Below are 13159 nucleotides of genomic sequence, written 5' to 3'. Positions count from 1 at the left end.
CTCTATGGACGGCTCTCCCTTTGCAAGCGGCATTGAAACGTTCTGCGTGGATCAGTTGCAAACATCTATCCGGCGTCAGCTGGTTGGCCAGAGCGCCCAAATGGGAAATCCGCACACGCGCACCTCTACAGCTGGTAGGCCTCAAGAGCCTCGATAATAGTCAGGTTCGTCGCGCGTCGGCTCGATCAGTGCAGTCCATTTCTCCGTCTACTCGCAAACTGGTTGGTGTCTTCAGGCGGCGGCGCGGTAGTGATCGCCCGTTCGAAGCACGGCCCAGATTATCCGTGCGTTCTTGTTGGCGATGGCAACCGTTGCGCGGTTGAAGCCGCGCCGTTCCCGAAGCTGGTTGGCCCATTGACTCATAGGATCATTTTTGTTGGGTGCCGTTCTCACGACGGCACGTGCGCCGTGAACCAATAGGCTGCGCAGATGCTGGCTTCCTCGTTTGGAGATGCCCATAAGCACGGCCTTGTCACCGCTCGAAAACTGGCGCGGTACCAATCCAAGCCAGGCCGCCATGTGGCGCCCATTCCTGAAGTCCGAACCATCGCCGACCGCTGCAACAATGGCTGTCGCTGTTTTGGGCCCAACGCCTTTGATCCTGGCGACGCGCTGACAGGGCTCGCTCGCTTTGAAGACGGCTTCGATTTTCTTGTCGAAATGCGCGATGCGACAATCGAGATCACAGAAAAATCCCAGAGTTCGGCAATGGTTTCGTGAGCCATAGCCGACAGACCAGATTCGGCACGCGCGAGAATTTCCGGGATCATGCGTCTCGCTCTGGTGATCGATTTGGCAAAGGCGATACCGCGATCAGGCAATAGTCCGCGCATCTGACTGACCAGGGCGGTTCGATGATTGACAAGCCGCTGGCGGGCGCGGTGCAACGCCTGCACATCCTGCTGCTCTACGCTCTTCTTGGGCACCAGCGGAATGTGGGGTTGGCGCACGGCCGTGCAGATCGCCTCGGCATCGTTGCCGTCGTTCTTCTGCCTGCGCACGAACGGTTTCACATATTGCGGGCTGACGATCTTCACCTTGTGGCCAAGGGCTTCAAACTGGCGCGCCCAGCAGAAGGCGCCCGTGCAGGCCTCGATCGCGATCGTACACGGTTCGATGCCGGCAAGCACAGCCAGCAACTGATCGCGCATGACCCTGCGTTTGAAAATCGCATTGCCTTTGCGATCCGCGCCATGGAGTTGAAATACGTTCTTCGCCAGGTCGATACCGAGGACATCTATGGTCATCGCTTCTCTCCTTCCAAGTTCGATTACACAACAGTGCTCCGGGGTGGGAGAGCCGTCCATCCCATTAGATGGCGCAAGGAGTATGGCGGCCTGAAGACCGATCAGGCTCGGCGGATGAAAGATCTGGAGAAGGAGAACCAGCGGCTTCGCCGTGCGATCTCGGACCTGACGCTGGATAAGCTGATCTTGCAGGAGGCTGCGAAGGGAAACTTCTGAGCCCCGCGCGGCGGCGGCGCTGCATCGATCAGGTACGAGGAAATCTGCCCGTTCGGGTGTCCGATCGACGGATATGCCGGGTGCTGGGGCAGCATCGATCGACACAGCGTAAAGTGCCGCGCGGGGCGGATGACGAACAGGCGCTGACCGAGGACATACGCCTCCAGCCGCGCGCGATAGCCGTCCATGTCGAGCGCACCCCCGCTGTCCGTGACATAGACGCAGGTCGCGCCATAGCTTTCCATCAGCTTTGCCTGCTGCGCCAGATGATCTGGTTCGACCATGTGACTCATCATGAGGAAGCCGATCGTGTCCATGCCGAGGTTGCCCGCGGCTTCGATATGCTGCTTGGCGACGTCGGCTTCGGTGCAGTGAGTGGCGATGCGCACCGAGCGCGCGCCCAGGGCGTACGCTTGTTTGAGGTCATGCACGGTGCCGATGCCGGGTAGGAGCAGGGTGGTCACCACTGCGGTGTCGACGGCGTCGTCGACCGCTTCAGTCCATTCCCAGTCGGTATGTGCGCCAAAGCCATAGTTGAAGGACGAGCCGTTCAGCCCGTCGCCATGTGCGACCTCGATCGCATCCACGCCGGCGCTGTCCAGCGCCTTAGCGATCGGACGGACATGGTTGATACCATATTGGTGGCGAATGGCGTGCATGCCGTCGCGCAGCGTCACCTCTTGGATGTAGAGCCTGTCCTTGATCGGATCGAACGCCATCACGCGGCTTCCTTCTGCAGTCGCTTCGCAGCGATCTTTTCGGCGACGGCGAGGCCAGCCGATGTCATGATGTCCAGATTGCCGGCATAGGCAGGCAGGTAGTGAGCGGCGCCGTTCACGACGGGAATGACATACGGGCCGATCGCGGCTGGGGTTAGATCGACCATGACCTTACCCGCGCCGGTCACGATTTCATTGTGCCGGGCATGCGCGCCGGCCCAGGTGGCGTCGAACACGATGCCGATTTCTCCAATGGGCCTATTATCACACCATGCTGCGCGGCTGGCTGAACGGTACGGGGCGCATCGAGCAGATGAACCTCAAGTTCCAGAATCCCAACCTCTGCAACACGGTCGTTCGCTGAACGCCACGATCGCGCAGCGATATTGCAAGTTACGTCAACGGTCGCCCCGCGATGACTTCGTCGATGATCCCGAACTTGCCGCCCGCTTCAAGGCTCAGCCGCCGCAGTAACAACCGGGCGGTTACCACAGACGTGGCGCGCGAGGTGTTAATCCACATCATTGATCCTTCGGTTAGTTCGTAAACCGCATGGATCAATAGCCAAGCTAGCCTGCTTATATTGCTTACCTAGTTTCGGACACGCACTAAGGGAAAAGCCCGCGTAAATGGCTGGCGGCGCCAACGCGGCTGAGCGCTTCGATCATCGCCGCGGTGCGCAGGTCGACCTTTTCCGCCTGCGCACGGCGTTGCGTGCGGGCCAGTGCGTCGGTCAGTACGTCGCGCATCCGGTTGTTGATCTCCTTCAGCGGCCAGGTGAGGTTCTGCAAGCCTTGCACCCATTCAAAATAGGACACGACCACGCCCCCTGCATTGGTCAATATGTCGGGCAGTACGATGATGCCACGCGCGTCCAGCATGTCATCGGCCTCCAGTGTCGTCGGCCCATTGGCGCCTTCGGCCACGATCCTGCAATTGATCCGCAAGGAGTTTTCTGCGGTGATTTGGTTCTGCAAAGCACATGGCGCAAGAATGTCGCAATGCAGCTCCAGCAGATCGCGCCCAGGAATTATCTCGCCGTAGGGACAGCCGAAAAGCTGTCGATTCTGGCGGACATAGTCCTTGAGCTTGTCGATTGGCAGACCGTTGGGATTGTGGAGCGCGACGCTCACATCGCTAATGCCGATGATCCTGACCCCCATTTCGGACAGGAAGGTCGCCGCATGCATGCCGACATTGCCGAAGCCCTGCACCACGGCGGTCGCGCGATCGGTATCGAGACCGATCAGCCGGCAGGTTTCCCCCACTAGATAGGCAAGTCCCCGCCCGGTTGCCTCATGCCGCCCAAGCGAACCGCCAAGAACGACCGGCTTGCCCGTCACGACGGAAGGGACCGAATAGCCGACATGCTCGCTATAAGTGTCCATGATCCACGCCATTATCTGCGCGTCGGTGCCCATATCCGGTGCGGGAATATCCTTGTCCGGGCCAATCATGCCGATGAATTCGGAGGTGTAGCGGCGCGTCAATCGTTCCAGCTCATCCTTGCTGAGCGTGTTTGGATCGACCCTCACACCTCCCTTTGCGCCGCCGAAGGGCAGTTTCATCAGCGCACATTTCCAGGTCATCCACATGGAGAGCGCCGCTACTTCGCCCAGGCTAACTTCTGGATGGTAACGCAGGCCGCCCTTGGTCGGCCCCATCGTCAGCACATGCTGCACCCGATAGGCAAAGACGGTTTCCACCTGATCCACGCCATCGCGCTTGAAGGGCAAGGCCGCGATCTGGGTGCGTTCGGGGAAGAGCAGCCGCTGCCGGATATTGGGGTCGAGGCCGGCAATATAGGCGGCTTTGAGAAACTGCTGCTGGGCCAGATGCAACATCGAAGAGGACCATTCCGCACCCCGCGCATTGGTTCGTTCTATCGCATAGTGGATTGATCGGGTGAGCGTCGCGCTGCTGATGCCATCTTTGAGCAGATAGTCTTCAGCGCCGCCCTCCACCGCTTTGCTGGCCAGGCCGACATCATCCATCGCGCTCTGGATGATGATCGGCGTGCGCATGTCATGCGCACGGAGGCGGTAGAATGTGTCCAGCGCCGCGCTGTCGGGCAGCATCAGGTCGAGCAGAACGACATCGAAGCTGCCCACGCCGAGCCGTTCGATCGCGCTTTCCAGCGTGCCCGCCATCGACACCTTAAAATCCTGATGCTCGGACCGGGTGAGCAATTTCTGAATCAGGCGGGAATAGACCGGGTTGTCCTCAACGAGCAGGACATTAATGCGTTGCTTTGCCATGGCATGTCCCCTTCTCAGCTATTATGTTCGTTCCGGGTCTCGTCAGACCTTTGACGGTCGACACGGGCCTTGAGGGCGGCGAGCAATCCGTTGATCTCGAATTGCAGGATGGCCCAGCCGTCCGGAGCGTCCTTGAAATTGCCTTCCGCGCCCATGACCTCCAGCCGCAACGCCGCGTCGGTAGCCGCCGATGCCGCGAAGATCTTCGCCGATCCCTTGAGACTGTGCGCAGTCCGTTGGAGTTCCGACGCATTGCGGCTGTCGATGGCGGCGCGGACCTGCCGCATCATCTCCGCGCCCTCATCGATGAAGACGTTCGCCAGCTCGATCAGCAATTCTTCATCGCCATCGGCATTTTGAAGCGCTCTGGTCCAATCAAGCAGCGTACTCATGTCGCCGGCCCTTCCTAGTCCTTAAGTTTCGCGGAACTCGCGAACCGTCCTTCCACCACTTCGTAGAAATCATCCGCCCGCAGCGGCTTGGAGATATAATCGTCCATGCCCGCTTCCAGGCAGCGCTCCCGGTCGCCGCGCATCGCATGCGCGGTCATCGCAACGATAGGCATATGGCCGCCCTGAAGGCGTTCCTTTTCCCGGATGAAGGTGGTGGCCTGGAAACCGTCCATCTCCGGCATCTGAACGTCCATCAGCACCACGTCGAAATGCTCCTGCGCCAGCGCCTCGATCGCCTGCGCGCCGTTTCCGACGACCTTCACCTTGTGGCCGCGCTTCTCCAGCAGCCGCAGCGCAAGACGCTGGTTAACGGCATTATCCTCTGCCACCAGTACATGGAGCGGGCTGTGGCGATGGGGCGATGGTTGGGGCGGATGAATGTCCTCCGCCACCGTCACCTTCAGCACCGCGAATATCGCTTCCAGCAGCTCGGACTGGCGCACGGGCTTCAACAGGAAGGCGGAGATGCCGGCGGCCCTTGCGCGCTGGCCCACTTCATCCTTGCGCGCCGACGAGAGCATGATCACTGCCGGGCGATCCGCCTCGCCGCTCTGCGCAATCTCGCGGGCGACGGCAAAGCCGTCCATGCCGGGCATCATCATGTCGAGCAGTACCAGCCGGAAGGGGCGCCCGATCCCGGCGGCGCTCCTGAGTGCGATCAGCGCCTTCGGCCCGCTCTCGACCATGAGCGGTTCCATGCCCCAACCCCGCATCATCTCGTTAAGGATGCGGCGGTTGGTGTCATTGTCGTCCACCACCAGCACCGGCAATCCCCGCAGCGTCGGCTGCTCGACGGGCAGGCTTGCCGACTGTGTCTGCGAGAAGCCGAAGGGGATGGTGAAGTGGAAGACGCTGCCGCGCCCGACCTCGCTCTCCAGCTGCAATTGCCCGCCCATCAGCTGGACGAGCTGGGATGCGATGGTAAGGCCAAGTCCGGTTCCGCCGAAACGGCGGGTGAAGGACGCATCGGCCTGGGAAAAGGCCTCAAAAATGAGCTGTCGCTTGTCAGGAGGAATGCCCGGCCCCGTATCGCTCACCGCCAGCCGCAGCCACGCCTGCTTTTCCTCCATCGCGGCGACCGCGATGTCCACCACCACTTCGCCATCATCGGTGAAGCGGAGAGCATTGCCTACGAGATTGATGATCACCTGCCGGAGCCGGTGTGGGTCGCCCTCCAGCGCGTCAGGCACGTCCATTCCGACATGGCAGGCCAGCTCTATGCCCTTTTCAGTCGCGCGGGCTGCGAAGGACTGCACGGTATCGGATAGCTCGTCGCGCAGGGCGAAGGCCACCTGCTCGATCTCCAGCCGTCCTGCCTCGATCTTCGAGAAATCTAGTATGTCATTGATGAGGTGGAGCAGAGCATCTGCCGACTGGCTGATCATGGTCAGATATTCGCGTTGGGATGTTGTCAGCCTGGTATCGCTCAGCAATTCGGCGGCGCCGATCACGCCGTTCATCGGCGTACGAATCTCATGGCTCATATTGGCGAGAAACTGGCTTTTGGCCCGGGTCGCGCCCTCTGCCTTGTCCTTGGCGGTGCGCAGTTCGGACTCAGACTTCAGCAGTTGGAGCGTCCGCTCCTCCAGCTGGGCGTTGAGGCCACGAAGCTCGACCGTGCGCTGCGCCACCACCAGCTCGGTGCGCGCCCTCTGATTAGCGAGGGAAATGAGATAGACGAGCAGGACCAGTGTGACGGCTATTCCCCCGGCGAGCGCGATCATCGGCGTCGACGTGCCGCGCCTGCGACCATATGCATGGGTCGCGGCCGAATAGATGGTGAAAACGCGACTGCCGATGACAAGCGAACTGGAGTGGAAAAGATCTCCTTCCATCTCCGCGCCCATGCCCGGTTTCTTCCCGCCCCCAGGCGACGCGATCGACAGCAGGACCCGCTGCGCGGGCGGAGCGGAGGAATCGAGTAGATAGAGATCGACACCCGCGCGTGGCATCAGATCGATAGCAGCCTGGATCACGTCGCCGATCCGCATGACCGCGACCACGACGCCCTTGAAATGTGCCCTGCGTTGATCAACGGTCATTTCCTCCCCGGAGCCCTCATAAACAGGAGCGAATACGGCGATCTGCGGCTCCCCTTCGATCATCTGCGGCAGCTTGATATGGGCGGCTGCGTTTATCTCGCCGCTGTCGCGGGCTGCCAGAATGGCCGCACGGGCATAGGGGTCCGATCCCCAGTCAAATCCCATCAGGGGCGCCGTATCGCCCATAGTGGATTCGGCAAAGAAGATAGGAAAATACTCGGTGCGGCTGCCCTCACGGACCAGCGCGCCACGAGAGTCCAACCTGCTGATCTCATATTTTCGGCCCGTCTCACTCGTGCCTCTCTGCTCCCAGGCCGTACGGTCGTGGTTGGGGACATAAGGCGCGCCCTGAACGGAATCGAGGCTCGATAACCCGTCTAGATAGCTTTTTGAAAAGGCACCGAATTCCTCCCGGCTGATAACGCCCGATCCCTGATAAAAACCCAGAAGCGCCCTGATGACGCTGGTATCGGAAGCGAACTGCCGCTTGATCCCTTCGGCGCGCTGATCGGCCTCCAGCGAAAATTCGATTTCGATCGATCGACGCTGTTCGTGCGAGAGCCAACGCCATGCGGCCAGGGTGAGCGCCAGACTGGCCAAGCCGACCAACAAGGCGAACCAATATTTCAGGATCGAAGCCAGCCAACCTTGGGAGGGGGACGTGGAGGGGCGAAACCGCGTCATGGCCTGGCCCCCCTTGCCGAAATTGGTTTCCATTCGCGCGCTTGGCGCTGCGCTTCCTCGATCTGGACGGCCGTCATGCTTCGTGACAGACGCCTCAGAGAAGATGTTGCTTTCGAGCGCAGAGCTGCGTTGCGCGCATAGGTTTGACCAAGTGTCAGCCACTTATAGGCCACCACCAGGTTTCTTGGCACGCCCCGGCCAGCGCCGTAGATATTACCCAGTTCGACCTGAGCGTCGGAATTTCCCTGGACCGCGGCGCGTTCGTACCAATAGGCGGCCTTTTGCGGATTTTTGCTGACGCCGCTGCCGATCGTATAGAATACGGCAAGGGTGAACTGCGCAGCGACATGGCCCTGCTCTGCAGCGCGGGTATACCATCGGGCGGCCTCCCCCAGATCCTGTTCGACGCCAAATTCCCGCAAATAGATTTCGCCCAAAAAATATTGAGCGTCAGCGATTCCCAACGCCGCGGCGCGGCGTAACCATTTCATGGCCTCCTTATAGTCGCGCTCCGTACCCTGACCGCGCAGATACATGCGGCCAAGGCGGGCCTGCGCGCGCGGATCCCCTTGATCCGCCAGCGGCTGATAAAGGCGCATGGCACTGGCATAGTCGCCGCGCCTGTAGGCAGCGGCCGCGTCTTCGACAGGACCGGCGAGGCACGGCAGCGTGGTTAACAGCAGACCAAGTGTCAGTGTCCCGCATAGCCGAAGCTGCAGAGACCCGGCTGACATTCCAATTTCCTCCGGGTGGAGGGAAGAACCTCGCGATCTGCCTCGCATCAAATACCTCTCCGGCATGGCCGGCCGGATCGTACATGGTCGTAACAGACAGGGTGATACTAACTCAGATTGGCTTGAATGGCTTGAAATTTCGTGATGGTCGGGAACTCACCGAGCGCCAAGGAGTGGCCGCGCGGCTGCTTGGTTTGCGGAGGCTGGGCGGCTAAATCAATGCTTTGGACTGATAGCTGCTATGGAACCCGTTTTCGGAGCTTGCTCTGAGAGGTGCCGCTCTGCCAACCAGCAATTGCTGCCCGGTCAATTCAGGCTGACCACCGATCCCCGAGGCCATGCGGCCTCGAGTAAGCCTCTCGACGGCTTCGGCGTCAAGCATCGACTTTCTCGAAATCGCAATGAAGAGGTTACTCCATACAAGATGGCGCTGATTGCCCCTATCAGTCGGCTATCGGCAACCCGGGTGTGATTTGCGGGAAAGCGGAAAGGCTGCTCCTGCCAGCCGAAAATTCGGGGCTGAGAGACTTGAATGAATCGTAGAAGCGGCTCGAAGGTCTTACGCAAAAAATTGGAATCGTTTTCACCGAGTCCCATGAGCCTACAAGCCCATGAGCTGACGGATCCCAGCTGTGAGTGTTTCGAACCTATACGGCTTGCGAAGGATAAGAAATTCTCGCTCATCCTGCGGAATGAATTGTTTGCTGCTGTGGCCGCTGGCGAGAAGCACGGGAACCTCTCCATATATTTCGCGGACCTTCTTAGCCGGTCCAGCCCGCTGATTCCTGGCATCACGACGTCGGAGAGACCAGTCCGACGTTCTTTCCCTCCATCTGCGCAAGCGCTTCACTACCGTTGGATGCCGGTCTTGTCGATGAGTGTTGAGGTGGACGACCCCGTTACGGCATCAATGTGCCATGATGAGGTTGTTGAGCCTTATGCAAAAGAGGTCGTCCGTGGATCAGATTATCAGAAGTGCTTTGGATACGTCAAAGAGCGTGTTCCAACTGCACGGCGTGAATGCCGCCGAGCAGCCGATCTTGCTCAAGGAACTGCGCGGCTTGGCCATGATTTAGTATTTCGAATCGCTTTCGCCCATAGTAGTGTTGTGTACTATTGAGCGTCTTGAGCCAGATGGCGGTAACTCCTTCAAAAAAAAGGCGGCGCTCAAACATGTACTCGAAAGGACGACAGAGTCATCTAGCAGGATCGAGAATCCCGAGCGAGCCATCAGACATTTCTCGGAGGATAAGATCGTATTTTGGAGTTCGATTTAGCGACGTGGTTAAAATACCAAAGCACATCGGATCAACAGCCTAAACGGCACGCCCAAACCTCATCAAGCTGACGCCGGTGATCATCTCACGCGAGGTTTGCACTGAGAATTTGTTGAGTAGCGTAACATTGATCTAGATTCTAGTTATGGATTTCTCTTGCCGAAATTGGCAGTCTTATTCACCACTTGGTCGTTATGTCTGTTTTGTGCTGTAAACGCATGCTATCTTCACAAACAGCGATTGATCTTGACGAAAATCTAGCCATCGACAATGATTGCAGCTTTTCAGTGGTTGCAGATAAGACCGGTGTGCGGCTGAAAATTGAAAACGTTTAAGGATCAGGACATTGTCAGACATCGTCATCACCGCTGCCAAGCGCACTGCAGTCGGCAGCTTCATGGGCGCGTTCGGGTCCACACCCGCGCATGAACTCGGCCGTACCGCGATCGTGGCGGCGCTGGCGCAGGCCGGGGTCTCGCCTGACGAGATCGATGAAGTCATATTGGGGCAGGTCCTGACGGCAGCCCAAGGACAAAATCCCGCGCGCCAGGCGGCAGTCAATGCGGGCATTCCGGTCGAGCGGACGGCGATCGGCCTCAATCAGCTGTGTGGGTCGGGACTGCGCGCCGTCGCGCTCGCGGCTCAGGCGATCAAGGCCGGGGACGCACGCATCATGGTGGCAGGCGGGCAGGAAAGCATGTCGCTTGCGCCGCACGCCCAATATCTGCGTGGCGGCGCTAAGATGGGGCCGATCTCCCTGGTCGATACGATGACGCATGACGGCCTGACCGACGCGTTCAACAACTACCATATGGGGGTCACCGCCGAAAATCTGGCGGAGAAATATCAGATCAGCCGCGATGCGCAGGACCAGTTCGCCGTCGCCAGCCAGAACAAGGCGGAGGCTGCGCGTGCATCGGGCCGCTTCAAGGATGAGATCGTCCCCGTCACGATTAAGGGCCGCAAGGGCGACACGGTGGTCGATGCCGATGAATATATTCGGGCAGGCGCGACGCTGGAGGCGATGCAGGGCCTTCGCCCCGCCTTCAAGAAGGACGGCACCGTGACAGCGGGGAACGCGAGCGGCATCAACGATGGTGCGGCCGCGCTGGTCCTCATGACGGCGACAGATGCTGCGCAGCGCAACGCGCCGGTGCTTGGGCGCATCGCTGGCTTTGCGACCTGCGGCGTCGATCCGGCGATCATGGGGATCGGTCCCGCCCCCGCGTCGCGCAACGCTCTGGCAAAGGCAGGCTGGTCGCTCGTCGACCTCGACCTGATCGAAGCCAATGAAGCTTTCGCCGCTCAGGCGCTTGCGGTTGGGCAGGAACTTGGCTGGGACCCGGAGAAGGTGAATGTGAACGGCGGCGCGATCGCGATCGGGCATCCGATCGGCGCATCGGGTGCCCGCGTATTGACCACCCTGCTCTATGAAATGCAGAAGCGGGACGCGAAGAAGGGCCTCGCCACCCTCTGTATCGGCGGCGGCATGGGCGTCGCCATGTGCATCGAACGCTGAGCTAAGCTTCCCTTCGCAAAGACGGCCGCCGCTCCCATGGATCGGCGGCTTTGATCTCGCCTTAGCTAACCGGCCCGCAACAAGCAGCTGATTTCGCCCGAGGTGAATCGCGTCATTGTCACAGCTTTGGGCTCGGACATGGCTGATAGTTGAGTCCAGCTGCAGTTCTTGCAGCATCTTGCGATCTATCGCGTCGATCTCGCGTCCACGGTCATGCGCTCGCTCCATTGGCATCGGGCTGGCGTTCTGGCGCCGCGCGAACAAATGCATCGATCTCGCCGCACCGGACTTCCATCGCAAGCAGTTCCGGAAAATCCGTCGGGTCGATATGGAAGCGCCAAGCGTTGTAGATCTTTGGGTTTATGCAACAATTCGTCATCATCGCCTTCTCTCCGAAGCAGAAGCCGCGACAGTGGTCACGGACGATGAGCTCGACTGTGGCAAGCCGTCCCTTATCCAGCGGGCGATCCAGTCCTGCACCAGTGCTGACGCGCCCATGTCATGCCGAGGGATTTGCGATATCCTCAGGATGTTGAGCGGATAAATGTCACAGATAATCGTCAAGGCCATGGCGCGTACAGCGGCGTGCTGCATCGCGCTGGAGGCAATAGAGGCGGGGTAGATAGGTTTCCTCGAGCATTGGAGGATCGCCAAGCTCTGCGTCAGACTATCTCCACGGACTTCGATAGCGGGCACGAGGCCGAGAGTCGCGACTGGCGCAAGGCCGGCGGGTGTTTCGGTTAGGCGGAAGTTCGAAACATTCCTTGCACGGGGCATAGCCGAGGAGCATATCTGCTTTATCACGAGAAGACTCGCAAAGCTTCCGCGCCGACAGGTCAGTGCATCGGAGGAGTGGATACCATGACAGCTAGAGACGAGATCGACGAAATGCATCTGACCCCGAACGGTTGGGTTCAGGGCAGCCAGCAAGTCGACTTCGAAACCTGGACCCACAGGCAACCGCCGCCGGGCAGCCTCCTCACCGTGAAATTCCGCGAGCAGATGTCAGCAAATCACTCCGGCACGGAGCTGACAGCCACGGAATCGAAGCATGCATCTGATGCCGAAATTCTCGCGGCGCTTCAGAAGCACGGCACCGAGTTTCACTCAGGGGCAAACCATTATAAAGGCTGGCCCGAGTTCTTGAAAAAGATCGGCTACCGAATGTCAGAGGCGCTAGATCAAGGCGCTTGAAAGGTCGCGTCCGTCAATGTGGTGTAATTAGGGTGTGGCCTCGGGCCGCATCGTTCAGGCGGCTTTGGGTGTAATCTGTAGCGGCGGCGTCTCCTCGATCAGGGGTGTGGCGAGGGCGGTCATTCCCTCGAGTTGCATGTATCGATGTTGGAGCTGGTATTCGTCATTTTGTTCGAGCAGCACGGCGCCGATCAGGCGGATGATGCTATCCTCGTTGGGAAAGATGCCAACGACGTCGGCGCGGCGCTTGACCTCGTTGTTGAGCCGTTCGAGCGGATTTGTGCTGTGCAACTTGACCCGGTGCTGCTCGGGGAAGGTCATATAAGCGAGCATGTCGTGCTCGGCGGCATCCATGCAGTCGCCGAGTTTGGGCCAGCGTCCGCGCAACTGGTCGGCGACGTGGCGCCATGTCTGGGTCGCGGCGGCATGGTCGGGCTGGAGGAAGACCTGGCGGATCGCGGCGGCGACGACGGTATTCTGGCCCTTGGGCACATGCGCCAGCGCGTTCCTCATGAAGTGAACGCGGCACCTTTGCCAGGTCGCCCCGACGACGCGGGTGATGGGGGACTGTCAGGAATTTCGTGTGCGGCGAGGCATAATGGGCAACAAGGAGACCCAGTATGTCACGACGCAAAGAACCCTCGATACCGAACGACATTCTCGACCAACTGCTGGCCGGCACTGACGCAGCAGCAGCGCTCAGCCAGGGCGGCCTGCTCGATACATTGAAGAAGGCATTTGCCGAACGGGCGCTCAATGCGGAGATGGATCACCATCTTGGCCAGGAGGAGCAAGGGACCAACAGCCGGAACGGCTA

Annotated in this window: 9 protein-coding genes and 6 pseudogenes; 5 read left to right on the top strand and 10 right to left on the bottom strand. The window is 59.9% G+C overall.

Annotated features, from left to right (window positions below; translation table 11 throughout):
• Nucleotides 1-231: 231 nt before the first annotated feature.
• Nucleotides 232-1247 (bottom strand): annotated as a pseudogene (locus DM806_RS11070) (IS110 family transposase).
• A 66-nt stretch (nt 1248-1313) separates the two neighbouring features.
• Between DM806_RS11070 and DM806_RS11065 the strand changes: the two are divergent.
• Nucleotides 1314-1621 (top strand): annotated as a pseudogene (locus DM806_RS11065) (transposase); the annotation flags it as partial.
• Here DM806_RS11065 and dmpG read toward each other — a convergent pair.
• The 7 genes and pseudogenes from dmpG to DM806_RS11035 form a co-directional block, all read right to left on the bottom strand.
• A pseudogene (gene dmpG, locus DM806_RS11060) lies at nt 1619-2182 on the bottom strand (4-hydroxy-2-oxovalerate aldolase); the annotation flags it as partial. The pseudogenes DM806_RS11065 and dmpG overlap by 3 nt on opposite strands.
• Nucleotides 2182-2418, bottom strand: a complete 237-nt coding sequence (locus DM806_RS11055; RefSeq protein ID WP_179043285.1) for a hypothetical protein — start codon at nt 2416-2418, stop codon at nt 2182-2184. The gene DM806_RS11055 and the pseudogene dmpG, both read right to left, overlap by 1 nt.
• 157 nt (nt 2419-2575) lie before the next feature.
• The gene (locus tag DM806_RS27255; RefSeq protein WP_256869245.1) at nt 2576-2704 is read right to left on the bottom strand and encodes a hypothetical protein; all 129 of its coding nucleotides are present in this window, start codon (nt 2702-2704) and stop codon (nt 2576-2578) included.
• Between the two features lie 86 nt (nt 2705-2790).
• The gene (locus DM806_RS11050; RefSeq protein ID WP_179043284.1) at nt 2791-4440 is read right to left on the bottom strand and encodes a Glu/Leu/Phe/Val dehydrogenase dimerization domain-containing protein; all 1650 of its coding nucleotides are present in this window, start codon (nt 4438-4440) and stop codon (nt 2791-2793) included.
• Nucleotides 4441-4454: 14 nt separating this feature from the next.
• On the bottom strand, nt 4455-4832 hold the full coding sequence (locus tag DM806_RS11045) for an Hpt domain-containing protein (protein WP_179043283.1): 378 nt from the start codon (nt 4830-4832) through the stop codon (nt 4455-4457).
• Nucleotides 4833-4846: 14 nt separating this feature from the next.
• On the bottom strand, nt 4847-7618 hold the full coding sequence (locus DM806_RS11040; RefSeq protein WP_179043282.1) for a response regulator: 2772 nt from the start codon (nt 7616-7618) through the stop codon (nt 4847-4849).
• Nucleotides 7615-8352, bottom strand: coding sequence for a tetratricopeptide repeat protein (locus DM806_RS11035; RefSeq protein WP_179043281.1), 738 nt, complete (start codon nt 8350-8352; stop codon nt 7615-7617). Before DM806_RS11035 ends, DM806_RS11040 begins: the two co-directional genes overlap by 4 nt.
• A gap of 956 nt (nt 8353-9308) precedes the next feature.
• Between DM806_RS11035 and DM806_RS27775 the strand changes: the two are divergent.
• Nucleotides 9309-9425, top strand: a pseudogene (locus DM806_RS27775) (IS110 family transposase); the annotation flags it as partial.
• Between the two features lie 550 nt (nt 9426-9975).
• Nucleotides 9976-11148, top strand: a complete 1173-nt coding sequence (locus DM806_RS11030) for an acetyl-CoA C-acetyltransferase (protein ID WP_179043280.1) — start codon at nt 9976-9978, stop codon at nt 11146-11148.
• A gap of 211 nt (nt 11149-11359) precedes the next feature.
• On the opposite strand, the gene DM806_RS11025 is transcribed toward DM806_RS11030, so the two are convergent.
• Complete coding sequence (locus DM806_RS11025; protein ID WP_179043279.1) at nt 11360-11530, bottom strand: hypothetical protein; 171 nt, start codon at nt 11528-11530, stop codon at nt 11360-11362.
• 479 nt (nt 11531-12009) lie between these two features.
• On the opposite strand from DM806_RS11025, the gene DM806_RS11020 reads away from it, so the two are divergent.
• Nucleotides 12010-12342 (top strand): hypothetical protein, encoded by a 333-nt coding sequence (locus DM806_RS11020; protein ID WP_179043278.1) that lies wholly within the window; start codon nt 12010-12012, stop codon nt 12340-12342.
• A gap of 54 nt (nt 12343-12396) precedes the next feature.
• On the opposite strand, the pseudogene DM806_RS11015 reads toward DM806_RS11020, so the two are convergent.
• Nucleotides 12397-12903, bottom strand: a pseudogene (locus DM806_RS11015) (transposase); the annotation flags it as partial.
• Nucleotides 12904-12962: 59 nt separating this feature from the next.
• Between DM806_RS11015 and DM806_RS11010 the strand changes: the two are divergent.
• Nucleotides 12963-13159 (top strand): annotated as a pseudogene (locus DM806_RS11010) (IS256 family transposase); the annotation flags it as partial.

The organism is Sphingobium lactosutens (assembly GCF_013393185.1).
GTDB classification, from domain to species: domain Bacteria; phylum Pseudomonadota; class Alphaproteobacteria; order Sphingomonadales; family Sphingomonadaceae; genus Sphingobium; species Sphingobium lactosutens_A.
The sequence above is the reverse complement of the archived record's forward strand: the minus strand, read 5'-3'. Positions and strand labels throughout refer to the sequence as shown.

Excerpts from the sequence above, each read along its gene's own strand:
- DM806_RS27255 (WP_256869245.1), bottom strand. The coding sequence starts at position 2,704 with ATGTGGATTAACACCTCGCGCGCCACGTCTGTGGTAACCGCCCGGTTG.
- DM806_RS11050 (WP_179043284.1), bottom strand. The coding sequence starts at position 4,440 with ATGGCAAAGCAACGCATTAATGTCCTGCTCGTTGAGGACAACCCGGTC.
- DM806_RS11045 (WP_179043283.1), bottom strand. The coding sequence starts at position 4,832 with ATGAGTACGCTGCTTGATTGGACCAGAGCGCTTCAAAATGCCGATGGC.
- DM806_RS11040 (WP_179043282.1), bottom strand. The coding sequence starts at position 7,618 with ATGACGCGGTTTCGCCCCTCCACGTCCCCCTCCCAAGGTTGGCTGGCT.
- DM806_RS11035 (WP_179043281.1), bottom strand. The coding sequence starts at position 8,352 with ATGTCAGCCGGGTCTCTGCAGCTTCGGCTATGCGGGACACTGACACTT.
- DM806_RS11025 (WP_179043279.1), bottom strand. The coding sequence starts at position 11,530 with ATGATGACGAATTGTTGCATAAACCCAAAGATCTACAACGCTTGGCGC.
- DM806_RS11020 (WP_179043278.1), top strand. The coding sequence starts at position 12,010 with ATGACAGCTAGAGACGAGATCGACGAAATGCATCTGACCCCGAACGGT.